This is a genomic window from Kitasatospora sp. NPDC088779, from assembly GCF_040685395.1.
Lineage (GTDB): Bacteria > Actinomycetota > Actinomycetes > Streptomycetales > Streptomycetaceae > Kitasatospora.
Window position 1 is genome coordinate 143,294 of record NZ_JBFBHW010000010.1, and the last position, 23,579, is coordinate 166,872.

The following is a 23,579-nucleotide window of genomic DNA, read 5'->3' on the forward strand; positions in this document are numbered from 1 at the left end:
TCGCCTCGCTCCATGCCGGGCCCGGCATAGCGCCGTACCTGAGCGTGGGTCCCAGGCCGCTGGACCACTTCCGGATCCTGTTCGTCTGCACCGGCAACATCTGCCGCTCGCCGATCGCCGAGCGGCTCACCCGGCGTGAGCTGGACACCCGGCTCAGCCCCCGGGTGGCCGGCCGGATCCTGGTGGAGAGCGCCGGCACCTGGGGCCACGTGGGCGCGCCGATGGAGGACCACGCCGCGACCGTCCTGGACGAGTACGGCGCCGACAGCGGCGGCTTCACCGGCCGCGAGCTGCTGGACGAGCACGTGGTCGAGGCCGACCTGGTGCTCACCGCGACCCTGGACCACCGCGCCCAGGTCATCTCGATGGGCCACGAGGCGGGACTGCGCACCTTCACCCTGAAGGAGTTCACCCGCCTGGTGCGGACGATAGACCCGGGCACCCTGCCCGACCCGCGCCGCGGCGCCGACGTCACCGAGCGCGCCCGCGCCCTGGTCCGGGCGGCCGCCGCGCTGCGCGGCTGGCTGCTCGCCGCCACCCCGGAGTCCGACGAACTGGACGACCCGTACGGGGCCCCGATCGGCATGTTCCGCAACTGCGGCGAGGAGATATTCCACGCGGTCGACCCGGTGGTCACCGCGCTCACCGGCGTGCCCGCGCTGCGCTGACCGCCCGCGCCGCGAGCGGCCCGGAGGCCCCCCCGGAGGCCCGGGGACGGCCCGTGGCGGCCGAGCGCCGAATGGCCCCGCGCCGACGAGCCGCCCGGCCCGGCCGGTCCTACGCTGGAGGAACCCACCCTTCCCGGCCCCCATGCCGGGAGGCGCCCCCACGCCGCCCCGGAGCCCCGCCATGACCGTCACCGACGCCCCGACCGGCCCGACCGCGACCAGAGGGCGCCCGTGGGCCTCCGAGGCACTGCACCGGGCCGATCCGCAGGTGGCCGACCTGCTGGCGGCCGAGGCCGAGCGGCGGGCCGAGACGGTCCAGCTGCTGGCGGGGGAGAACCTGACCTCCCCGGCCGTCCTGGCGGCGCTGACCGGGCCGCTGATCGACAAGTACGCCGAGGGCTACCCGGGCCGCCGGCACCACACCGGCTGCGCCCTCGCGGACGCCGCCGAGCTGCTGGCGATCGACCGGGCCCGTGAGCTGTTCGCCGCCCCGCACGCCAACGTCCAGCCCCGGTCGGCGACTTCGGCGATGCTGGCGGCGTACGCGGCGCTGCTGCGGCCCGGCGACGGGGTGCTGGCGATGTCGCTGGAGCACGGCGGCCACCTCAGCTGCGGCTCGCGGGCGAACTTCTCCGGCCGCTGGTTCGCCTTCACCGGGTACGGGGTGCGCGAGGCCGACGGCCTGATCGACCTCGACCAGGTGCGCGACCTGGCCCGCGAACACCGCCCGAAGGCGATCGTGGCGGGCTCGATCTCGCACCCCCGGCACCCGGACTGGGCCGCCTTCCGGGAGATCGCCGACGAGGTGGACGCCTACCTGATCGCCTCGGTCGCCCAGACCGCCGGCCTGGTCGCCGCCGGGGTGGCGCCCTCCCCGGTGCCGTACGCGGACGTCACCGTGGCGGCCACCCACAAGCTGCTGCGCGGCCCGCGCGGGGGCCTGCTGCTGTCCACCGCGGAGCTGGCCGAGCGGATCGACCGGGCGGTGTTCCCGTTCAGCCAGGGCGGGGCGGCGATGAACGAGGTGGCCGGCAAGGCGGTGGCGCTGGCCGAGGCGGCGACGCCCGGCTACCGGGCGTACGCGCAGCGGACGGTGGACGGGGCGCGGGTGCTGGCGACAGGGCTCGCGGCGGCCGGGATGCGCCCGCTGACCGGCGGCACCGACACCCACCTGGTGACGGCGGACGTGAGCCCGCTGGGCGTCACCGGCGCGGAGGCCGAGCGGCGCTGCGCCGTGGCCGGACTGCTGCTCGGCAAGTGCGCGCTGCCCTACGACCCGGCGCCGGCGGCCGAGGCCTCCGGGATCAGGCTGGGCACCGGCACGGTGACCAGCCAGGGGATGGGCGAGGCGGAACTCGCCGAGCTCGCCGGGCTGATCGCCCAGGTGCTCGCCGGGGGCACGGGCGCGCGGGTGGCGAACCGGGTCCGGGAGCTGGCCCTGTCCTTCGCCGACCGGCGGTGACAAGAGCGTCGTCGACGGATATTCGGATCTCCTACCCGGGAGAGCGAACCGCGATGCGTGCCTTGAGCGTCCGACTCAATAAGGTGTGGGGCGTGGCGACGCACCTCGAACCCCGGGAACGCAGGGGAGTACCTTCGGTACCTCCCCGTTGGACAGTGACGCAGGAGGCCGGTGGTGCGTGAGTATCTGCTGGTGCTGTTCTGCACCGCCGCCGTCACCTACCTGTTGACCGGCCCGGTCCGGAAGTTCGCCATCGCGGCGGGCGCCATGCCGCCGGTCCGCGCCCGGGACGTGCACCGCGAGCCGACACCGCGGCTCGGCGGGATCGCCATGTTCGGCGGGCTGTGCGCGGGCATCCTGGTCGCCTCCCAGCTGGACAACCTGAGCAAGGTGTTCTCCCAGGGCACCGACATCCGCGCGCTGCTGTCCGGCGCCGGGATCATGTGGCTGCTCGGGGTGCTCGACGACAAGTGGGGCGTGGACGCGCTGGTGAAGCTCGGCGGCCAGATGATCGCCGCCGGTGTGATGGTCTGGCAGGGCGTCACGGTGATCACCCTCCCGGTGCCCGGTGTCGGCGCGGTCGCGGTGAGCCCCACCCAGGGCATGGTCATCTCGGTCACCCTGGTCGTCGTCATGGTCAACGCGGTGAACTTCATCGACGGCCTGGACGGCCTGGCGGGCGGCATGGTCTGCATCGCCGCGATGGCGTTCTTCCTGTACAGCTACCGGCTCTGGTACGGCTACACGATCACCGACGCGGCGCCCGCGGTGCTGTTCAGCGTGCTGCTGATCGGCATGTGCCTGGGCTTCCTGGCGCACAACATGCACCCCGCGCGGATCTTCATGGGCGACTCCGGCTCGATGATGCTGGGCCTGATGCTGGCCGTGGCCGCGATCTCCATCACCGGCCGCGTCGACCCGGACCTGATCAGCAGCGAGACCGGTTCGCAGACCGCGACCGTGCACGCCCTGGTGCCGATCTACATCCCGCTGCTGCTGCCGCTGACGGTCATCGCGCTGCCGCTGGCGGACCTGCTGCTCGCGGTGGTGCGCCGCACCTGGGCCGGCCAGTCGCCGTTCGCCGCGGACAAGCGCCACCTGCACCACCGGCTGCTCCAGGTCGGGCACTCGCACAGCCGCGCGGTGCTGATCATGTACTTCTGGGCCGCGCTGATCGCCTTCGGCACGGTGGCCTTCTCGGTCACCAACACCGGCCGCACGGTGGTGCTGACGCTCGCCGGGCTCTGCCTGGTCGGCCTGGTGGTGCTGCTGACGCCGCAGTTCCGGCCGCGCGCGCCGAAGGCGGTGCAGGCCTTCGTCCCGCCGCGCTACCGGCGCCGTCCGTCCGCCCCCATGGCTGAACTGTCGGCAAAGGACAAGCAACTTCTTGGTGAAGCCGACCGGGGAGCCTCCGCGCTCGACGACCACGGCCGGGCCACCGGCCGCCGCTAGCAAGGCAGTTGATGTTCCGTCAAATGGCCTCACCCGTTCGGCTGCACCGTTGCGCCGTCGGTGTGACAGGTGCCACACATTCATGGTAAAGCTCTCATCAAATAGTTTGTGATACCGTTCACGAGTACCGAGAACACGCCGAAAGACCTGACAGGTGGAGGACTTCCGTCCCTGGTCGGTCTCCCTCGACGGGCCCGCCGCTCCAGCGGGCGGCCCGGGCGGCGGCCTCTCGGTCCGGTGTCACCCACCACCTTCTGTGCCCCGTCCCCCGTCACATCGACATGCCGCCGGAGCTGCCGACATGCCGTCCACCGACGCCCGGATCCTCCGAGGCGCCGCGATTCCCACTGCGGCCGCCGGGATCATCGCCATGGCGATCTCGTTCGCCGTCGCCGGTGGGAAGGGGCTGCTCGGCGCCCTCTTCGGCGCACTCCTGGTGATGGCCTTCTTCAGCTTCGGCCAGGTCGCGCTCGACCGGCTGACCAGGTCGAACCCGCACATCATGATGGCCGCGGCGCTGCTCGTGTACACCACGCAGATCCTGCTGGTCGGCATCGTGCTGGCGGTCTTCAAGAACACCGGGCTCTTCAACCGGCAGGCCTTCGCCTTCACCCTGCTCGGCTGCGCGCTGATCTGGACGGGGTTCCAGGTGCGCGGTGCGCTGAAGGCCAAGACCTTCTACGTCGACCCCGACGCCTCCGAAAACAAGGGCGACAAGCCCTCCGACTCGGGGCGTCAACAGTGACGAGCCCTGGCTGTCCCCCCAACGAGGGGGGCGGTGTTTATGCCGCACTGACGGACTGCTATCGTCCGTCGCAACAACGGAGTACGGGAAGCGGCCAGGTCTGTCCGAACAGCGGACGGATCGCCCCCCGGATCCGCGCAGTCTTCGATGATCCCGCTGTGGTGCGGCGCACCGGCGCGCGGGATCCGCGAGAAACCCATCAAGTTCCAGTGCCGCTCCGTGGCCGCAGGCCACGCCGACACACCGAGGTTGCCGTAACCATGCGTCACGACGAAGGAGTCCGTGGTGAGTGCTGATCAGCTCACGTTCCTCGCCTCAGGCAGTTGCCACTTCGGGGACGCTGGCTGCGGCTTCCCGGCCCCGGGTCTGAACGAGTTCCAGTTCAAGCCGATCTTCTCGATCGGCAGTATCGAGTTCAACAAGCCGATGCTGCTGTCGGTCATCGTTGCGCTGCTGGTCGTCGTCTTCTTCTGGGCCGCCTTCGCCAAGCCGCGCCTGGTCCCCGGCAAGCTGCAGCTCGTCGGCGAGATCGGCTACGACTTCGTCAAGCGCTCCATCGTGCTGGAGACGATCGGCAAGAAGGGCGAGAAGTACGTCCCGATGCTCGTCTCGATGTTCTTCTTCATCTGGCTGATGAACATCATGTCGATCATCCCCTTCGCGCAGTTCCCCGTCTCGGCGGCGATCGCGTTCCCGGCCGGCCTCGCTGCGGTCGTGTGGATCACCTACATGACGCTGACCTTCAAGAAGCACGGCTTCGTCGGCGGTCTGAAGAACCTCTGCTGGCCCTCGGGCATCCCCGGCTGGGTCATGTTCATCCTGGTGCCGATCGAGTTCTTCTCGAACATCTTCGTGCGCCCCTTCACGCTCGCGGTCCGAGCCTTCGCGAACATGTTCGCCGGCCACCTGCTGATCGTGATGTTCTCCATCGCCTCCTGGTACCTGCTCAGCCCGACCCTGGGTGCGCTCTACGGCTCGGCCTCGTTCATCGTCGCCGTCGCGCTGACCGCCTTCGAGCTGCTGGTCCAGTTCCTGCAGGCCTACATCTTCGTGATGCTGGCCAGCAGCTACATCGCCGGTGCCCTCGAAGAGGCGCACTGAGCCAGGGGGCTTCGGCCCTCCCTGAACCAACCTCTCCGGATTGCCCGGTGGCCAATCACCACCGGTTCACCACCCCTGCAAAGGACAACGTCAATGAGCATCCTCGCTGAGGGCAACGTCTACGGTTCCGTCGCCTCCATCGGCTACGGCCTCGCCGCGATCGGCCCCGGCATCGGCGTCGGTCTGATCTTCGGCAACGGTGTCCAGGCCATGGCCCGTCAGCCCGAGGCTGCCGGCCTGATCCGCTCCAACATGTTCATCGGCTTCGCGCTGACCGAGGCGCTCGCCCTCATCGGCATCGTCATGCCGTTCGTCTTCGGCAACAAGTAATCCTGCCGCAGACCCATTCGAGGAAGGTCCAGATATGAGCATCGCGGTTACGCTCGCGGCCGAGGAGAAGATGAACCCTCTCCTCCCCGCGTGGCCCGAGATCATCATCGGCCTGCTCTGCTTCTTCATCGTCTTCGGTCTCCTCGGCAAGAAGCTCCTCCCCAGCATCGAGAAGGTGCTGTCGGAGCGTCGGGACGCCATCGAGGGCGGCATGGAGCGCGCCGAGGCCGCTCAGGCGGAGGCCCAGGCCCTGCTTGAGCAGTACCGCGCCGAGCTCGCCGAGGCGCGTCACGAGGCTGCCCGCATCGTCGAGCAGGCTCGCGAGCAGGGCGCTGCCCAGCTCACCGAGATGCGCGAGGAGGGCCAGCGTCAGCGCGAGGCCATCGTCGCCGCCGGCCACGCGCAGATCGAGGCCGACAAGAAGCAGGCGACTGCCGTCCTGCGCCAGGACGTGGGTTCGCTGGCCTCCCAGCTGGCTTCCCGCATCGTGGGCGAGTCCCTCGAGGACAGCGCTCGGCAGAGCGGCGTGATCGACCGTTTCCTGGACGAGCTGGAGGCCAAGGCCGCCGTTGCTCAGGGTGCGGCCAAGTGATCGGCGCCAGCCGCGAGGCCCTCGCCGCCGGCCGGCAGAACCTGGAGAGCCTGACCGACTCCACCTCGGTGGACGCGGCCAAGCTCGCCGAGGAGCTCACCGCCGTCACGGCCGTGCTGGACCGTGAGGTGTCGCTGCGCCGTGTCCTGACCGACCCGTCCCGGTCGGGTCAGGACAAGGCCCAGCTGGTCTCCTCGCTGCTGACCGGTCAGGTCTCCGGCGAGACCGTCGACCTCGTCTCCGGTCTGGTCCGCTCCCGCTGGTCGGGCTCGCGCGACCTGGTGGACGGGACCGAGGAGCTGGCCGCGTACGCCGAGGTCATCGCGGCGGACAGGGCAGGCGCCCTGGACGACGTCGAGGACGAGCTGTTCCGGTTCAGCCGGGTGGTGGGCGGCTCGCACGAGCTGCGCGCCGCGCTGACCGAGCCGAAGGCCGGCACCGCCGCGAAGGCCGCGCTGATCAAGAAGCTGCTCGGTGGCCGCGCCCACGCGGGCACCGTCCGGCTGGTCACGGCCATCGTCAACGCGCCGCGTGGCCGTAGCCTGGAGCAGGGCCTGGAGTCCTACTCGAAGCTCGCCGCCGCGCGCCGCGGCCGCGTGGTGGCCCTGGTCACCACCGCGGTGCCGCTGTCGGACACCCAGAAGGAGCGCCTGTCCGGTGCTCTGGGCCGGATGTACGGCCGCCAGGTCCACCTGAACATCGACGTCGACCCCGAGGTCGTCGGCGGTGTCCGGGTGCAGGTCGGCGACGAGATCATCGACGGCACCGTGTCGAGCCGCCTCGAAGGCGCTCGCCAGTCGCTCGAAGGCTGAGCACACCGAAGCAGCAGCACATCCGACCCTCGGTCGGGAAACCGGCTCCCCAAGGAGCCGGCACATCGGACGGCCGGTTCGGCAGACCCGGCCGAGAGTCGAATACTTGCGGCCCTCAATGGCGGGCCGAGGATCGCAAACTAGGAGAGCAGGGAAGCCTGATGGCGGAGCTTACGATCCGTCCGGAGGAGATCCGGGACGCGCTGGCCGACTTTGTCCAGTCGTACCAGCCGGACGCCGCTTCTGTGGAAGAGGTCGGCACGGTCACTGACGCGGCGGACGGCATCGCGCATGTCGAGGGCCTGCCCTCGGTCATGGCGAACGAGCTGCTGAGGTTCGAGGACGGCACGCTCGGCCTCGCGCTGAACCTCGACACCCGCGAGATCGGTGTCGTCATCCTCGGTGAGTTCGGTGGCATCGAAGAGGGCCAGACCGTGCGCCGCACCGGCGAGGTCCTCTCGGTTCCGGTCGGCGACGGCTACCTCGGCCGCGTCGTGGACCCGCTGGGCAACCCGATCGACGGTCTGGGCGACATCGCCTCCAGCGGCCGCCGCGCCCTGGAGCTGCAGGCCCCCGGCGTCATGGCCCGCAAGTCGGTCAAGCAGCCGCTGCAGACCGGCATCAAGGCCATCGACTCGATGACCCCGATCGGCCGTGGCCAGCGTCAGCTGATCATCGGTGACCGTCAGACCGGCAAGACCGCGGTGGCCGTCGACACGATCATCAACCAGCGCGACAACTGGCGCTCGGGCGACCCGGAGAAGCAGGTCCGCTGCATCTACGTCGCCGTGGGCCAGAAGGGCTCCACCATCGCGTCCGTCCGCGGCGCCCTGGAGGAGGCCGGCGCGCTGGAGTACACCACCATCGTGGCTGCTCCCGCCTCCGACCCGGCCGGCTTCAAGTACCTCGCCCCGTACACCGGTTCGGCCATCGGCCAGGAGTGGATGTACGACGGCAAGCACGTCCTGATCATCTTCGACGACCTGTCGAAGCAGGCCGAGGCCTACCGCTCCGTGTCGCTGCTGCTGCGCCGTCCGCCGGGCCGCGAGGCCTACCCGGGCGACGTCTTCTACCTGCACTCCCGCCTGCTGGAGCGTTGCGCCAAGCTGAACGACGCCCTGGGCGGCGGCTCGATGACCGGTCTGCCGATCATCGAGACCAAGGCCAACGACGTCTCGGCGTACATCCCGACCAACGTCATCTCCATCACCGACGGCCAGTGCTTCCTGGAGTCCGACCTGTTCAACGCCGGCATCCGCCCGGCCGTGAACGTCGGTATCTCGGTCTCCCGCGTCGGTGGCTCCGCCCAGATCAAGGCCATGCGTTCGGTCGCCGGCCGTCTGCGTCTGGACCTCGCCCAGTACCGCGAGCTGGAGGCCTTCGCCGCCTTCGGTTCCGACCTGGACGCGGCCTCCAAGGCCCAGCTGGAGCGCGGTGCGCGCATGGTCGAGCTGCTGAAGCAGGGCCAGTACCAGCCGTTCCCGGTCGAGGAGCAGGTCGTCTCCATCTGGGCCGGCACCACCGGCAAGCTGGACGACGTCCCGGTCGCCGAGATCCGCCGCTTCGAGCGCGAGTTCCTGGACCACGTGCGCCTCCAGCACAAGGACCTGCTCGCGGGCATCGTCGAGACCGGTCTGCTCGCCGAGGGCACCGTCGACGCGCTGACCAGCGCCATCGACGCGTTCAAGCAGGGCTACCAGACCGCTGACGGCAAGCTGCTCTCCGAGCAGGCCTGAGTCCGGTAGCGAGGGAAAGGACGTAACGACCCATGGGAGCACAGCTTCGGGTCTACAAGCGCCGGATCCGCTCTGTCACCGCGACGAAGAAGATCACCAAGGCGATGGAGATGATCTCCGCGTCGCGCATCGTCAAGGCGCAGCGCGCGGTGGCCGCCTCCACTCCGTACGCCGATGAGCTCACCCGTGCGGTGACGGCGGTGGCCACCCGGTCCAACGCCAAGCACCCGCTCACCACCGAGAACCCGAGCGCCTCGCGCGCCGCCGTCCTGCTGATCACGGCGGACCGCGGCCTGGCGGGCGGTTACTCGACCAACGCCATCAAGGCCGCGCAGTCGCTCAGCGAGCGTCTGCGGGCCGAGGGCAAGGACGTGGTGACGTACATCGTCGGTCGCAAGGGCGTCTCGTACTACACGTTCCGCGGCTTCGAGATCGCGGAGTCGTGGACGGGCTTCTCGGACAAGCCGACCTACGGGGACGCGAAGACCGTGGCGGCCGACCTGATCGAGGCCTTCACGGCCGAGACGGGCGGCGTGGACGAGCTCCACCTGATCTCGACCAAGTTCGTGTCGATGCTGACGCAGAACGCGGTCGGGGCCCGGCTGCTGCCGCTGAAGCTGGACGAGGTCCAGCTCAGCGACGACCAGCCGGCCAAGGCGGAGATCTTCCCGCTGTACGACTTCGAGCCGTCGGCGGAGGGCGTGCTGGACGCGCTGCTGCCGCGGTACGTCGAGAGCCGGATCTACAACGCGCTGCTGCAGTCGGCCGCCTCCGAGCACGCCGCCCGCCGACGCGCGATGAAGAGCGCGACGGACAACGCCGGCGAGCTCATCAAGTCGCTCACGCGGCTTGCCAACTCGGCCCGTCAGGCCGAGATCACCCAGGAAATCAGCGAGATCGTCGGCGGTGCCAACGCCCTCGCCGACGCTAGCCGCGGGAGCGAATGAGAATGACCACCACTGTTGAGCCGACCACGGCGACGGGCCGCGTCGCGCGGGTCATCGGCCCGGTCGTCGACGTGGAGTTCCCCGTCGACGCTATTCCGAACATGTTCAACGCCCTGCACGTCGAGGCGGAGAACCCCGACGGCTCGGGCAAGAAGACCCTGACCCTCGAGGTCGCCCAGCACCTGGGCGACGGCATGGTCCGCGGCATCTCGATGCAGCCGACCGACGGTCTGGTCCGTGGCACCCAGGTCACCGACACCGGTGCCGCCATCTCGGTGCCCGTCGGCCAGATCACCAAGGGCAAGGTCTTCAACGCCCTCGGCGACGTGCTGAACGTGGACCAGAAGGAGTTCGACCAGCAGGTCGAGGTCCGCTGGCCGATCCACCGCAAGGCGCCGGAGTTCAAGGACCTCGAGTCCAAGACCGAGATGTTCGAGACCGGCATCAAGGTCATCGACCTCCTCACCCCGTACGTCCAGGGTGGCAAGATCGGTCTGTTCGGTGGTGCCGGTGTCGGCAAGACCGTTCTGATCCAGGAGATGATCTACCGCGTCGCCGAGAACTTCGGTGGTGTGTCGGTGTTCGCCGGCGTCGGCGAGCGCACCCGTGAGGGCAACGACCTCATCGACGAGATGGTCGACTCGGGCGTTCTGGACAAGACCGCGCTGGTCTTCGGCCAGATGGACGAGCCGCCGGGCACCCGTCTGCGCGTCGCGCTCTCCGCGCTGACCATGGCGGAGTACTTCCGTGACGTCGAGAAGCAGGACGTGCTCCTCTTCATCGACAACATCTTCCGGTTCACCCAGGCCGGTTCCGAGGTGTCGACCCTGCTCGGCCGCATGCCCTCCGCGGTGGGCTACCAGCCGAACCTGGCCGACGAGATGGGCCTCCTCCAGGAGCGCATCACCTCGACCCGCGGTCACTCGATCACCTCGATGCAGGCGATCTACGTCCCCGCGGACGACCTGACCGACCCGGCCCCGGCCACCACCTTCGCCCACCTGGACGCGACGACCGTTCTGTCGCGCCCGATCTCGGAGAAGGGCATCTACCCGGCCGTCGACCCGCTGGACTCCACGTCCCGCATCCTCGACCCGCGGTACATCGCGCAGACCCACTACGACACGGCCCTCCGTATCAAGGGGATCCTGCAGAAGTACAAGGACCTCCAGGACATCATCGCGATCCTCGGTATCGACGAGCTGTCCGAGGAGGACAAGGTCACGGTCCACCGTGCCCGTCGCATCGAGCGCTTCCTCTCGCAGAACACCTACGTGGCGAAGCAGTTCACCGGTGTCGAGGGTTCGACCGTGCCGCTGTCGGAGACCATCGAGGCCTTCAACGCGATCGCGGACGGCAAGTACGACTCCATCCCGGAGCAGGCCTTCTTCATGTGCGGTGGCATCGAGGACCTCGAGAAGAACGCCGCCGAGCTGGCGAAGAAGTAGTCGCGGCCGGTAGCAGCTGAGTGACCGTGAGGGGTGGCCCCGAGCCCGGGACCACCCCTCGCGTCGCATCGGCTGTGATTCCGGTCAAATCCGTGCCGCCGGTTTCATGCCGGAGGCGCGCGGCCGTTATTCTTACCGAAACTCCCGAGTAATCGGGGGTTGCATGAGCCTAGGAGCCCACGTTGGCTGAGCTGCACGTCGAGCTGGTCGCAGCCGACCGCAAGGTGTGGTCCGGTGCGGCCACCATCGTCGTCGCCCGTACGGCCTCCGGCGACACCGGCATCATGCCGGGTCACACCCCGGTGCTGAGCGTGCTGGAGACCGGTCCGGTCACCATTCGCACGGCGGACGGCGGCACCGTGATCGCCGCGGTGCACGGAGGCTTCATCTCCTTCGCCGACAACAAGCTGTCTCTGCTCGCGGAGATCGCCGAGCTGGCGGACGAGATCGACGTCGCCCGTGCCGAGCGCGCGCTGGAGAAGGCCAAGTCGGGCCTGGACGAGCACGCCGAGCGGCGCGCCGAGGTCCGCCTGTTCGCGGCGCGCGGCCTCAAGGCCCACGTCTGAGTGCGCCAAGACCCTGGTTCAGCGGGGTCGACCGACGGTCCCGGGGACGCGTGAGCGTGACCCCGGGACTGTCGTCGTAGTTGGTAGGTCAACGCGGTCGCTTGATACGACCGATACGGGGAACGCGGGTAGCGAGGAGGTAGGTGAGCATGGTCCTCGCGCTTGTGGTGTGTGCGGCGGTCGTGGCGCTGGGTGTGATCGGCCTGGTGGCGTTCGCGGTACGACGCCGCCTGATCCAGCGGGTCGGCGGCACGTTCGACTGCAGTTACCGACTCAAAATGCCCGCCGACGCCTCGACGCAGCCCGACCTCGACGAGAACGGCAAACCCACCTCGGCCCCGGTCCCCCAGACCGACGGCAAGGGGTGGGTTTTTGGTATCGGCCGCTACAGCGGTGACTCGATCGAGTGGTTCCGGGTCTTCTCGTACGCCCCGCGCCCGCGCAGGGTGCTGCCGCGCCGGGAGATCGAGGTGCTCGGCCGGCGCTACCCGGAGGGCCAGGAGGAGCTCGCCCTGCTCTCCGGCTCGGTGGTGCTGCGCTGCCTGCACAACGGGGAGCCGCTGGAGCTGGCGATGAGCGAGGACGCGCTCACCGGCTTCCTCGCCTGGCTGGAGGCCGCCCCGCCCGGGCAGAGGGTCAACGTCGCGTAGCGGCGGGACCCTCGGGGTGGGGGTACCCCCGGCCGGAGGCTGGGGGAGGTCAACGTCGCGTAGCGGCGGGACCCTCGGGGTGGGGGTACCCCCGGCCGGAGGCTGGGGGAGGTCAACGTCGCGTAGCGGCGATCGCCGGGTTCGGGGTTAACGCCGCCTAACCCGTCCGGCTACGCTGGCCGCATGGTGAATCTGACGCGCATCTACACCCGCACCGGCGACGACGGCACCACCGCGCTAGGCGACATGAGCCGGACCACCAAGACCGATCCCCGCCTGGTCGCGTACGCCGACACCAACGAGGCGAACGCGGCGATCGGCGTGGCCGTCGCCGCCGGATCGCTGCCCGAGGACATCGTCACGGTGCTCGTCCGGATCCAGAACGACCTGTTCGACGTCGGCGCGGACCTGTCCACGCCGGTGGTCGAGGACCCGAAGTACCCGCCGCTGCGGGTGCTGCCGTCGTACGTCGACCGGCTGGAGGGGGACTGCGACCACTACCTGGAGCAGTTGGAGAAGCTGCGCAGCTTCATCCTGCCCGGCGGTACGCCCGGCGCGGCCTACCTGCACCTGGCCTGCACGGTGGTGCGGCGGGCCGAGCGGGCCACCTGGGCGGCGATCGCGGAGTACGGGGACAGCGTCAACCCGCTGACCGCGAAGTACCTCAACCGGCTCTCCGACCTGCTGTTCATCCTGGCCCGGGCGGCCAACAAGGAGCGCGGCGACGTGCTCTGGGTTCCGGGCGAGAACCGCTAGCGGTCCCTCAGAACCGCCGGCAAGCCCCTCAGAGCCGCTTCTCCGGGACGCCGGCGACGGGCTGCTCGGCGATCGGGTCGTCCGCGTCCTGCTCGCCGGCCGGCGGCTGCTTCGGCCAGAGCGTGTAGCTGACGGCGATGACCACGTTGACCACGGCGGCGATGCCCAGCTTGAGGTACCACTGGAGGAAGGTGCCGAAGTGTGCGGAGCCTCCCGACAGCGGCACCAGCAGGGTGATCAGGCTCAGTGTGATCGCGGCCGAGACCACCGTGCGGCGGCAGATCTGCCACTCGTACCGGGACCGCGCCAGGCCGTACTTCGGTGAGCGCGGCGGCTTGGGGCCGCCGGCGAAGCGGTACATGAAGTGCCGGTCGGCCCAGCGGACCAGGGAGGGCCCGTACCCGATCGAGAAGCCCGCGTAGCTCGCCGCGAGGGCGTGCGTCCAGCTCGCGGCGGCGCCGCCGCGCAGGTCGAGCACGGTGAGCACGTACAGGGTGAGGTCCACCACCGGCAGGCCGACCAGCAGGGCGGTGCTGGTGCGGCGCCACCGCAGCAGGTAGCGGGCGGTGAGACCGAGGCCGAGCAGGATCCAGAAGGAGATCTCGGCCGCGACGATGAGGGTGACGATCACGTTGTGCTCCCGGGCGGTCGGCGGTGCCTCCAGCCTGGCGCGCGGGCGTGGCCGCGTCGTCGTCGCCGGGTGCCGTCCCGGCCTGCACCTTTCGATGTACGGCGGCTCCTCCGGGGACCGGAGCCGGGCGGCGCCCGGGGATGGTGAGATGGAGGTGTGCTGAGACCGACCCTCACCCCGCGCCAGGAGGACCGGGGGATCGCCCTGCTCGGTCTGTTCGGCGGAGCGCTGCTGATCGCGCTCCAGGTCTACGACAACTCCTCGCGGATCCCGCGCGGGGCGGTGGTGCCGGCGCTGCTGGTCATGGCGGTGCTGGAGCTGTTCCGCCGGACCAGGCCGGTGCTCACCACGACGCTGGGCGGGCTCGCCTTCGGGTACAGCATCTTCACCGGCGCCCTGCTGGCGACCAGCCTGATGTACACCGACCTGCTCTACGCGGCGGTGCTCTACGGGACCCCGAGGATGTCCCGGATCCTGCACCTGACCGGCACGGGTTCGGTGCTGGTGCTGTCCACCCTGGTGCTGATCTACAGCGACGCCTCGAACGCGGTGGCGGTGGTGGTGCTCACCGTGCTGATCTACCTGGCGCCGGTCTGGACCGGGGACGTGGTCCGCAAGCACCGCGACCGGGCGGTGAGCGAGCGGCTGCGGGCCGAACAGACCGCGCTGCTCTCGGAGATGGACCGGCGTGAGGCCGTCGTCGCCGAACGCGCGAGGATGGCACGGGAGTTGCACGACGTGGTGGCCAACCACCTGTCGGCGATCGCGATCCACGCGACCGGCGCGCAGTCCGTCGCCCGGCGCCGTCGGCTGGCCGGGGACGACCCGCTGGTGGAGGTGCTGGCGGTGATCCGGGAGAGCAGCGTCCAGGGTTTGGCTGAAATGCGCCGCATGATCGGACTGCTGCGCGACAGCGGCGGGGGAGAGGCGGACGAGTCGTACGCGGCGCCCGACCTGGCCGCCGTGGACGCCCTGCTGGCCAAGGCCCGGGCGGCCGGCCAGGACGTCGGGCTGGACTTCGAACTCGCCGAGCGGGGCGAGCGCGGGGAGGTCCCGGTGCCGGTCCGGCTGGCCGCGTACCGGATCGTCCAGGAGTCGCTGACCAACGCGCTCAAGCACGCCGGGCCCGGACTGGTCAGCGTGCGGATGGAGTTCGGCCCCGAGGAACTGCGGATCGCCGTCGACAGCCCGTACCGGCACGGACCGGGCCGCGAACTGCCCGGCGCCCGGGCCGGGCTGGTCGGCATGGCGGAGCGGGCCGGGCTGCTCGGCGGCAGCTTCGAGGCGGGGCCGCGGAACGACTACTGGAGCGTGCGCGCGGTACTGCCGCGCGGGCGGGAGAGCGGGGCAGGGGCATGACGATCCGGGTGCTGGTGGCCGAGGACCAGGCGGCGGTACGGGCGGCGCTGGTGATGATCCTGCGGGCCGAGCCGGACATCGAGGTGGTCGGGCAGGCCGCCGACGGCGAGGAGGCCGTCCGGCTGGCGCTGGAGCTGCGGCCCGACGTGGTGCTGATGGACGTGCAGATGCCCCGGCTGGACGGCGTCTCGGCGACCCGGCAGGTGGTCGCCGCCGGGGCCGGCCAGGTGCTGGTGCTGACCACCTTCGACCTGGACGAGTACGTCTACGGCGCGCTGCGGGCCGGCGCGGCCGGGTTCCTGCTCAAGGACCTGGAGGCGGACACCCTGGTCGAGGGCGTCCGGACGGTGGCGCGCGGGGACGGCATGCTGGCGCCCTCGGTGACCAGGCGGCTGATCGGCGCCTTCGCCCGGCCGGACCGGGCGGTCGGGCCGGAAGCCAGGGAGGCGGTGGCCGGACTGACCCCGCGTGAGCGGGAGGTGCTGGCCTGCATCGGGGCCGGGCTGTCCAACGGGGAGATCGCGGCCCGGCTGGAGATGGCGGAGGCGACCACCAAGACGCACGTCAGCCGGATCCTGGCGAAGCTGCGGCTGCGCAACCGGGTGCAGGCGGCGATCCTGGCGCAGGACCTCGGGCTGACCGTCTGACCGTCTGATGGTCCGGTCGGCCGGTCCGGTCAGATGGTCCGATCGGCCGGTCTGATCGGCTGGTCACGGTGGGTCTGGGTCGCCCGACCAGGTCGGGCGCAGATCACACTCCCGATTGACACCACGGGGCCGGATTGGGCATTAGAGTCCCGGCAACGAGCGACGCGGCTCTCCGGCGGTGACCCCTGCCCTGAGCCGCCTTCAGGGCCCGCCCCAGGGCGGCGACGGCATCGGGAGACCCAGCCATGAGCAATGCGTCCAGCAAGCAGATCGCCGTGATCGGTGCCGGCCTGATGGGCGCCGGCATCGCCCAGGTGTCCGCGCAGGCCGGCCACCCGGTGGTGCTGCGGGACGTCACCGAGGAGGCCCTGCAGCGCGGTCTCGCGGGCATCCGTGCCTCCTACGCGAAGTTCGTCGCCAAGGGCCGGCTGAGCGCCGAGGACGCCGAGGCCGCGCTGGGCCGGATCACCACCACCACCGACCTGGGCGCCGTCGCCGAGGCCGACATCGTGGTCGAGGCCGTGTTCGAGCAGTTCGAGGTCAAGGAGGGCGTCTTCCGGGAGCTCGACAAGCTCGCCAAGGACGGCGCGGTGCTGGCCTCCAACACCTCCGCCATCCCGATCACCCGGATCGCCGCCGCCACCCGGCGCCCCGAGTCGGTCGTCGGCGTGCACTTCTTCTCGCCGGTGCCGCTGATGAAGCTCGTCGAGCTGGTCCGCGGCTACAAGACCAGCGACGAGACCCTGGCCGCCGCCCGCGCCTTCGCCGAGGGCGTCGGCAAGGACGTCGTGGTGGTCAACCGGGACGTGGCCGGCTTCGTCACCACCCGCCTGATCACCGCGCTGGTCGTCGAGGCCGCCAAGCTGTACGAGTCGGGCGTCGCCACCGCCGAGGACATCGACACCGCCTGCCGCCTCGGCTTCGGCCACCCGATGGGCCCGCTGGAGACCGCCGACCTGACCGGCGTGGACATCCTGCTGCACGCCGCCCGCAACATCTACGACGAGACCCAGGACGAGAAGTTCGCCGCCCCGGAGATCATGGCGCGCATGGTCACCGCCGGCGACCTCGGCCGCAAGAGCGGCCGCGGCTTCTACCCGTACGAGGGCAAGTGAGCCCCCGCCGGAACGGGTGAACGACGACGCCCGGCGACCGGGCGGGCCGTGCGGCGGAACACCGTACGGCCCGCCCGCTCGGGGGCGGGTGAGTTTCCTCACGCCAGGTGCCGCAGACGGGTGATTTGGGCGGTAATCGAGCGTAGGTGTGGAGACTGACTGCGTATATTCCCTCGGACGAGTGAAGTTGCTTCAGATCTGGCCGGAACCAGCAACCTGCGCTGCTGGTTCGCCGTCAGAAGAGGGAGACCCGGCCCAGCACGACGAGGCTGCGACCGGACCCGGGCGAGGGGCCACGGCCCGCCCGGATGGACACCCCCACCCCCCGCCCCGGCACGGCCGGGTCGGACCACCCCCGTACCGGACCGGTCAGGCGAAGGAGGAGAGCATGCGCATCACCGGCGACCACAGGGCGCTGGCCATCGAAGGCCGCCTCGACGTGCGCACCGCCGCCGATGCGCGCGCCCGGCTGCACCAGGCCGTGGACGGCGGCCTCGGCGACCTCGTGCTCGACCTCGCCCGGCTGGAGTTCTGGGACGCCACCGGCCTCGGCGTGATCATGGGCACCCACCGCAGGGCCGGCCGGATCGGCCGGCGGCTGGTGCTGCGCTCCGTCCCGGCCCAGCTCCAGCGACTGCTGGTGGCCACCAAGCTGCACCGCATCCTGGCCGTGGACGGCGTCACCGAGGCCCACGGGATCGCCCTCTAGGGCCTGGCCGCTCCTGCCCCCGTCCGGCCCCGGTGCTCGTTCGTTCCCTGCCTTCGTTCGTTCCCCGCCCGCTCTTCGTCCGGCCCCCGACCTGGCTCTGATCAGCCGTCGTCCGGGCCCCGACCTGGCTCTGATCGGCCGTCGCCCGGCCCCCGACCGGGCCGCCCCTGCGCGGGCGGGCCCGGATGTGCAAGAGTCTGCCCGTCAGATGACGGCCGCCCCAGCCAGCTGCCCCCAGCCCGCGCGCGGCCGCGACCGAGACGTCAGCCGGCCGGCGCGGGACGCCGGCGGCCGAGCAGGATGCGGAGCAGAACGTGGCACAGCCAACCGGGGAGTTCCGGCAGGAGGCCGCCCGCACCCGAGGCGGCGAACTCGTCTCCGGCGCCCTGCTGGTCGGCGTCGGCGCCCCGGACGGCTCCGAGGTCAGGCCCTGCCCCGAGGAGTGGCGGCCCCGCCCGCGCCGGATCGAGCGCAGCGAGCCCGCCCGGGGCCCGGTCGGCGGCGTCGGCCGCGCGGTCGGCCCGCTCGCCCTCGGTGCCGGGCCCGCCGACCTGCCGCTGCTCGACCGCGAGGCCGACGTCGCCGAACTCCTCGGCCTGCTCGCCGAGGGCCGCTCGATACGCCTGGTCGGCCAGGCCGGCTCGGGCCGCAGCGCGCTGCTGTCGGCCGTCGCCGAGGCCGCCGCCGACCTCGCCCCCGGCGGCGTCGTCCAGCTCTGCGGGCACCGCCGCACCGCCGCCGACCTGCTCCAGGACCTCTTCGCGGCCACCCACCACGCCCCCGGCTACCGGCCCGACCCTGGCCAGCTGGCCGTGCACCTCGCCGAGGTCGGCGCGATCGTGGTCGTCGACGGCGCGGAGCAGTCCGGCGCCGAGCTGGAGGACCTGCTCGCCCTCGCCCCCGGCTGCGCCTTCCTGATCTCCGCCGCCCCCGGGAGCCCGGCGCCGTCACCCGGCTCCCGCTTGCAGGACCACCTGGTCGCCGGGCTCTCCCGCTCCGCCTGCCTCGCCCTCGCCGCCCGCCAGGCCGGGCGGCCGCTGGACGTCGAGGAGAAGGCCTGGGCGGTCGACCTCTGGTTCGAGTCCGAGGGGCTGCCGCTGCGCTTCGTCCAGGCCGCCGCGCTGCTGCGCCAGCGGGACGTGGCGGTGGACGCGCTGGTCGCCGCCGAGGAGGACCGGATGGGGGTCTTCGGCGCGGTCGAGGAGCCCGTCCACGACCCCGATCCGGCCGTCCGTGAGAACGCGCTGCGCCGCACCGTCCCGCTGCCGTCCGTCGCCGAGACCGCCTCACCCGCCGTCCGGCTCGCGGAGGGGCTGAGTGAGCCCGCCCAGGCCGTCCTGAGGCTCGCCGTCGCGCTCGGCGGCGAGTGTCCCACCGCGCCGCACCTGCCCGCGCTGATCGACGTCGGCCAGGGCGAGAGCGCCCTCGCCGAACTCGCCGACGCCGGGCTGGCGGTGTCCATCGGCGGGCACCACCGGCTGACCGCCGGGGTGCTGGACCTGCTCGCCCCGCACTGGCCGGCCCGCGGCTGCCTGGACGGCGCCGCCCAGCACTTCGCCTGGTGGGTCGGGCACAGCTCGGTGTCGCTGGAACAGGTCGCGGCCGAGGCGGAGGTCGTGGTCGGCGTGCTGGTCGCGGACCGGGCGGCCGGCCGGCACGACGCCGTCGTGCGCCTGGCCCGGGCGGCCGCGCCCGCGCTGGCGCTGGCGCTGCGCTGGGGCGCCTGGGAGAGGGTCCTGGAGCTGGGGCTGGAGGCGGCCCGCCGGACGGGCTCCGGCACCGACCAGGCCTGGTTCCACCACGAGGCGGGCGTGCACGCGTTCTGCGTCCGGGAGCCGTCCCGGGCGATGGCCGAGCTGGAGACGGCGCTCACCCTGCGGTCCGCCGCCGGCGAGCAGCGCGGCGTCGCGGCAGCCGGCCGGATGCTGGACCTGCTGCGTGCCGACGGGCGGCAGCTGCCGCCCGCGGCGTCCCCCGGGCCGGCGCCCGTGCGGCGGCCCGTCATCCGCGCGATAGCCAAGGTGCCGTCCAGCCTGCGCTCCGGGACCAGGCGTCGGGTGATCGCCGCGTCGGCGGCCGTCCTCGCGCTCGGGGCGCTCGGGACGGCGGTGGCGATGAGCGCCACCGGTCCGGAGCAGCACCCGGGCAACGACCCGCACACCCGGCTCGACGACCCCGACGGCGGGCAGGGCGGGCCGCTCCCGTCCCCGCACGTCGGTGGCCCGACCGCCGGGGCCGGTGCCACCGGTACGGGGGTGTCAGGGACGGGAGCGCCGGGGACGGACGCGGGGGGCGGTGCGGCGGCGGGCGGGACCAGCCCGGAGCCGTCGGCGAGCGGCGCCTCGCACTCGCCGAGCGCGTCGAAGAAGCCGAGCCGTGGGCCGAGCGAGACCGCGGGGACCACCGAGCAGGCGCAGCAGCCGCAGCCGCCCGCACCGGGACAGTCGCAGCCGCCGGCCCAGCAGTCCGGCCCGCCGCAGGGTGGCAGCGGCGGCGGCACCGGCGGCGGCAGCGGTGGCAACTCCGGGGGCACTCAGCCCGGCGGAGGCGCCAGCACGCCGCCCCCGCCGAAGCCGTCGACCACGTCGCCCTCGGCGACCGCGACCACACCGCCGCCCGCCACGACGGGCCCCACGACCGGGACGTCCAGTCCTCCGCCGACGACGCCCTCGCCGTCCGCGAGCTGACCGGTCAGAACAGCTTGAGCTTGTCGTCGTCGATGCCGCGCAGCTCGTCGTAGTCCAGCACCACGCAGCCGATGCCCCGGTCGGTGGCCAGCACGCGGGCCTGGGGCTTGATCTCCTGGGCGGCGAAGATGCCCTTGACCGGGGCCAACAGTGGGTCCCGGTTGAGGAGTTCGAGGTAGCGGGTGAGCTGCTCGACGCCGTCGATCTCACCGCGGCGCTTGATCTCGACGGCCACCGTGGCACCGTCCGAGTCGCGGCAGAGGATGTCGACCGGGCCGATCGCGGTGGGGTACTCGCGGCGGATCAGGGACCAGCCGGCGCCGAGCACCTCCATCCGGTCCGCGAGCAGCTCTTGGAGGTGTGCCTCGACGCCGTCCTTGATCAGGCCCGGGTCCACCCCGAGTTCGTGGGAGGAGTCGTGCAGCACCTCCTCCAGCGTGATGATGAGCTTCTCGCCGGCCTTGTTCTCCACCGTCCAGACCCCGTCCGCCTCCTTGAGCGCGCACGGCGGGGACATCCAGTTGAGCGGCTTGTAGGCGCGGTCGTCGGCGTGGATGCTGACGCTGCCGTCGGCCTTGACCAGGATGAGCCTGGTGGCGGAGGGCAGATGGGCGGAGAGCCGACCGGCATAGTCGACTGAGCAGCGGGCAATTACGAGACGCACGGTCGACCACGCTAGCCCACCGGGGCCAGTTGATGCGATTCCACGACGACCGGGTGAAGAAACCGGGAACCCCGCGAACATGGAGGCTCGGCAATTCCGCTCACCTCCCGTCGCGGTCTGGCGCCCACGTCCTGGGGTCGCTACCGTACGTGACGGCACGCGTGCGGGATCGCTGTCAACGGGGACGGAGACTTCAGATGAACGATCCGACGGGATCCGGCCAATGTGGTGCACCGCCGCGTATTTCCGAAGCAATCCACAGGAATGACCGGCCCGTCCCGCCGTTGACTGCCACGCTGTTCCGAGCGCGGTCGGTGTCCGGGACGTCACGTCCCGTGGTGCCGCCGCCTTCGCGGGGTGTCAAAAACGCCCGTTCCACGGCGTTCCGGACACCACGCGCGATCCGCCCACCCTCACTGTGAGCTTGGACTACGCACGACCACCCGGGCGCCGCGCGGGTGGACCGCGAGAGGAGAATCCATGTCGCTCGACGTCTCACCGGCCCTGCTGGAAAAGGCCGAGCGGGGCGAGGTCGACGAGCGGGAATTCGTCGACTGCGTCCGCGTCTCGCTGCCGTACGCCTGGGACCTGATCAGCTCGCTGGTCGCCCAGGCGAAGGTCGACGGTACCGACTTCGCCGACAACCAGGTACCGCCGCCCAGCGAGCAGGCCCGCGGCCAGCTCCTGCGGGCCCTCGCCAGCGACGCCATCCGGGGGGCCCTGCAGCGGCACTTCGGGGTGCGGCTGGCCTTCCAGAACTGTCACCGGGTGGCGGTCTTCCTGCCGTCGGACGCCAACGAGGCACGGCACGCACGCTTCACCTCGGTCCGGGAGCAGCTGCTCAACCAGTCCGAGGAACTGCGGGACTGCTGACCCGGCAGCACCGCCGATGCCGGGCCCTAGGTCCTGTCCGGCCGACCTTGCCGGGCCCGATCGACCGGATAGGACCTAGCGGCCCGGAAGGTCGTCGGGCCGCCCCCGTCCCCCGGTGCGGGGGGAGGGGCGGCGGCCCGGACCGGGCCCGGCCGCTCCACCCCCGGGCTCACCCCAGCTGCGGCAGCACCTCGGAGCCGAGCCGGGCGATGTTGTGCAGGGTCGCCTCGCGGTCGCCGCTGCCCTCCGCGAGCAGCGCGAAGCGGCGGATGCCGGTCCGCTCGGCGGTGGCCAGCAGCCGGTCGGCGCACTGCCGCGGCGTGCCCACCGCGTGCAGGTCGCAGAGGAGTTCGGTGTACTCGCGCGGGTCGCGCATCTTGCGCTCCCGGCCGTCCACGGTGCGGTGGGCGCCGAGCCCGTACTCGAACCAGCCCGGCATGGCGTTCAGCAGGGTGGCGCGGGCCGCTGAGGTGCGGTCGTCGACCTGGGCCACCCCGGCCGCGACGTGCCGGCGGTTCACCCGGCGCAGCTGCTCCTCGCCGCGCCCGGCGGCCAGCCAGGCGCTGCGGTACAGCTCCAGCATGCGCAGCTTGTCGTCGTCGCCGGAGTGCATGCCGAGCAGCATCGGCAGGCCGCGTTCGGCGGCCAGCCGCACCCCGCTCGGAGAGGTGCACGCGACCACCATCGGCGGGCCGGCCACCGGCCGCCCGGACGGGTCGAGTTCCTCACCGACGCCCTCGCCGAGGCCCTCGACGTCCTGGCGCTGGCGCGGGAAGCGCACCGGGCCGGACCGCTCGCCGAGACCGAGCCAGCTGCCCAGTCCGGACCGGCGCACCGGTTCGGTGGCGCGCGGCACCACCGCCACCTCGGGGAAGGCGAACTGCGGGCCGTCCGCGCCGACCCGGGAGCCGCGCAGCCAGCGCAGCAGCAGGTCCAGCCGCTCAGGGAAGCCGTTCTCGAAGGCGTCCACGCCGCCGCCGAACACGTCCAGGTCGATCCAGGGGCCGCCGCGGCCCACCCCGAGCGTGAAGCGCCCGTCCGAGGTGAGGTGCAGCAGCGCGGCCTGCTCGCCGAGCGCCACCGGGTGGGCGGTGGAGAGCACGCTGACCGCCGTGCCGACGCCGATCCGGCGGGTGCGGCCGAGCAGCAGCGCGGCCAGCGTGGCGGCGTTGGGGCAGACCCCGTACGGGACGAAGTGGTGCTCGGCCAGCCAGACGCTGTCCAGGCCCGCGCGTTCGGCCTCGACGGCGGCCCGGACGGTGCGGTCCAGCGCCTCGCGGTGGCTCTGCCCGGGGAACTGCGCGGACAGCAGGAACGCGCCGACCCGCACCGGCGCGGTGTCCGGCGGGAGCGCGCCCGCCCGCTGCGGAACGGGCAGCGGCTCGCCCGCCGCGGCCGTGACCGGGGCGGGCGAGGTCAGCACCGGCCCGGGGGCGGGCGGCCGGACTCCGACGGGCCGACGGGTCTCGGCGCGGGCGCTGGTCTTGGTCATGGTGGGGCCTCCTCGGGTGCGCGCAGGGTCTGCGGGCCCCGCCTGTTCCCCTTGTGGGTATCCGATGTCATGTGCCAATGGCACGCGGAAACCCGGATTTCGTCGAAGATCGGGTGGATCTCGGCAAAAACGCGGGA

Annotated in this window: 23 protein-coding genes; 20 read left to right on the forward strand and 3 right to left on the reverse strand. The window is 71.8% G+C overall.

Translation table 11 applies throughout. The features are described 5' to 3' along the window. Positions 1-26 precede the first annotated feature (26 nt). From AB0P03_RS12110 to AB0P03_RS12175, 14 genes are all read left to right on the forward strand, one after another. Entirely contained in the window at positions 27-668 is a 642-nt protein-coding gene (locus AB0P03_RS12110) for a protein-tyrosine-phosphatase (protein ID WP_363372045.1), read from the forward strand. A gap of 181 nt (positions 669-849) precedes the next feature. After that, entirely contained in the window at positions 850-2,130 is a 1,281-nt protein-coding gene (locus AB0P03_RS12115; RefSeq protein WP_363581984.1) for a serine hydroxymethyltransferase, read from the forward strand. A gap of 174 nt (positions 2,131-2,304) precedes the next feature. Then, positions 2,305-3,582, forward strand: a complete 1,278-nt coding sequence (locus AB0P03_RS12120; RefSeq protein ID WP_363581986.1) for an MraY family glycosyltransferase — start codon at positions 2,305-2,307, stop codon at positions 3,580-3,582. Between the two features lie 301 nt (positions 3,583-3,883). Further along, on the forward strand, positions 3,884-4,327 hold the full coding sequence (locus AB0P03_RS12125) for a hypothetical protein (RefSeq protein ID WP_363581988.1): 444 nt from the start codon (positions 3,884-3,886) through the stop codon (positions 4,325-4,327). A 285-nt stretch (positions 4,328-4,612) separates the two neighbouring features. Next, complete coding sequence (gene atpB, locus AB0P03_RS12130; protein ID WP_350879603.1) at positions 4,613-5,428, forward strand: F0F1 ATP synthase subunit A; 816 nt, start codon at positions 4,613-4,615, stop codon at positions 5,426-5,428. Positions 5,429-5,521: 93 nt separating this feature from the next. Then, positions 5,522-5,758, forward strand: coding sequence for an ATP synthase F0 subunit C (atpE, locus tag AB0P03_RS12135; RefSeq protein ID WP_350879602.1), 237 nt, complete (start codon positions 5,522-5,524; stop codon positions 5,756-5,758). Between the two features lie 34 nt (positions 5,759-5,792). Continuing rightward, on the forward strand, positions 5,793-6,350 hold the full coding sequence (locus AB0P03_RS12140) for a F0F1 ATP synthase subunit B (protein WP_363581990.1): 558 nt from the start codon (positions 5,793-5,795) through the stop codon (positions 6,348-6,350). Next, positions 6,347-7,162 carry a F0F1 ATP synthase subunit delta gene (locus AB0P03_RS12145; RefSeq protein WP_363581992.1) on the forward strand — a complete coding sequence of 272 codons (816 nt, stop codon included), beginning with the start codon at positions 6,347-6,349 and terminating at the stop codon, positions 7,160-7,162. Before AB0P03_RS12140 ends, AB0P03_RS12145 begins: the two co-directional genes overlap by 4 nt. 161 nt (positions 7,163-7,323) lie before the next feature. Beyond that, a complete protein-coding gene (gene atpA / locus AB0P03_RS12150; protein WP_363581994.1) occupies positions 7,324-8,898 on the forward strand; it encodes a F0F1 ATP synthase subunit alpha in 1,575 nt (524 codons plus the stop codon). 32 nt (positions 8,899-8,930) lie between these two features. Further along, positions 8,931-9,845 (forward strand): F0F1 ATP synthase subunit gamma, encoded by a 915-nt coding sequence (locus AB0P03_RS12155; protein WP_363581996.1) that lies wholly within the window; start codon positions 8,931-8,933, stop codon positions 9,843-9,845. Positions 9,846-9,847: 2 nt separating this feature from the next. After that, positions 9,848-11,293 (forward strand): F0F1 ATP synthase subunit beta, encoded by a 1,446-nt coding sequence (gene atpD / locus AB0P03_RS12160; protein WP_363581998.1) that lies wholly within the window; start codon positions 9,848-9,850, stop codon positions 11,291-11,293. 182 nt (positions 11,294-11,475) lie between these two features. Beyond that, complete coding sequence (locus AB0P03_RS12165; RefSeq protein ID WP_363582000.1) at positions 11,476-11,859, forward strand: F0F1 ATP synthase subunit epsilon; 384 nt, start codon at positions 11,476-11,478, stop codon at positions 11,857-11,859. A 149-nt stretch (positions 11,860-12,008) separates the two neighbouring features. Then, positions 12,009-12,509, forward strand: coding sequence for a DUF2550 domain-containing protein (locus AB0P03_RS12170; protein ID WP_063347798.1), 501 nt, complete (start codon positions 12,009-12,011; stop codon positions 12,507-12,509). A gap of 183 nt (positions 12,510-12,692) precedes the next feature. Next, on the forward strand, positions 12,693-13,265 hold the full coding sequence (locus AB0P03_RS12175; RefSeq protein ID WP_363582002.1) for a cob(I)yrinic acid a,c-diamide adenosyltransferase: 573 nt from the start codon (positions 12,693-12,695) through the stop codon (positions 13,263-13,265). A 28-nt stretch (positions 13,266-13,293) separates the two neighbouring features. Here the strand turns inward: AB0P03_RS12175 and AB0P03_RS12180 are convergent, their stop codons facing one another. Continuing rightward, positions 13,294-13,896 (reverse strand): hypothetical protein, encoded by a 603-nt coding sequence (locus AB0P03_RS12180; RefSeq protein WP_363619300.1) that lies wholly within the window; start codon positions 13,894-13,896, stop codon positions 13,294-13,296. A gap of 156 nt (positions 13,897-14,052) precedes the next feature. Here AB0P03_RS12180 and AB0P03_RS12185 point away from each other — a divergent pair, with 156 nt between their 5' ends. From AB0P03_RS12185 to AB0P03_RS12205, 5 genes are all read left to right on the forward strand, one after another. Next, positions 14,053-15,255 carry a histidine kinase gene (locus AB0P03_RS12185; RefSeq protein WP_363628710.1) on the forward strand — a complete coding sequence of 401 codons (1,203 nt, stop codon included), beginning with the start codon at positions 14,053-14,055 and terminating at the stop codon, positions 15,253-15,255. Then, positions 15,252-15,902 (forward strand): response regulator transcription factor, encoded by a 651-nt coding sequence (locus AB0P03_RS12190; RefSeq protein WP_350879592.1) that lies wholly within the window; start codon positions 15,252-15,254, stop codon positions 15,900-15,902. The genes AB0P03_RS12185 and AB0P03_RS12190 overlap by 4 nt, the downstream gene beginning before the upstream one ends. A gap of 245 nt (positions 15,903-16,147) precedes the next feature. After that, a complete protein-coding gene (locus AB0P03_RS12195) occupies positions 16,148-17,017 on the forward strand; it encodes a 3-hydroxyacyl-CoA dehydrogenase family protein (protein WP_350879591.1) in 870 nt (289 codons plus the stop codon). Between the two features lie 388 nt (positions 17,018-17,405). Next, entirely contained in the window at positions 17,406-17,726 is a 321-nt protein-coding gene (locus tag AB0P03_RS12200; protein ID WP_363582008.1) for an STAS domain-containing protein, read from the forward strand. 314 nt (positions 17,727-18,040) lie between these two features. Continuing rightward, a complete protein-coding gene (locus AB0P03_RS12205; RefSeq protein WP_363628711.1) occupies positions 18,041-20,413 on the forward strand; it encodes an ATP-binding protein in 2,373 nt (790 codons plus the stop codon). 4 nt (positions 20,414-20,417) lie between these two features. On the opposite strand, the gene nucS is transcribed toward AB0P03_RS12205, so the two are convergent. Continuing rightward, entirely contained in the window at positions 20,418-21,077 is a 660-nt protein-coding gene (gene nucS / locus AB0P03_RS12210) for an endonuclease NucS (protein WP_280676005.1), read from the reverse strand. A gap of 480 nt (positions 21,078-21,557) precedes the next feature. Here nucS and AB0P03_RS12215 point away from each other — a divergent pair, with 480 nt between their 5' ends. Continuing rightward, on the forward strand, positions 21,558-21,950 hold the full coding sequence (locus AB0P03_RS12215) for an SCO5389 family protein (protein ID WP_063347790.1): 393 nt from the start codon (positions 21,558-21,560) through the stop codon (positions 21,948-21,950). A gap of 169 nt (positions 21,951-22,119) precedes the next feature. Here the strand turns inward: AB0P03_RS12215 and AB0P03_RS12220 are convergent, their stop codons facing one another. Next, the gene (locus AB0P03_RS12220; protein ID WP_363619375.1) at positions 22,120-23,280 is read right to left on the reverse strand and encodes an LLM class flavin-dependent oxidoreductase; all 1,161 of its coding nucleotides are present in this window, start codon (positions 23,278-23,280) and stop codon (positions 22,120-22,122) included. Positions 23,281-23,579 lie beyond the last annotated feature (299 nt).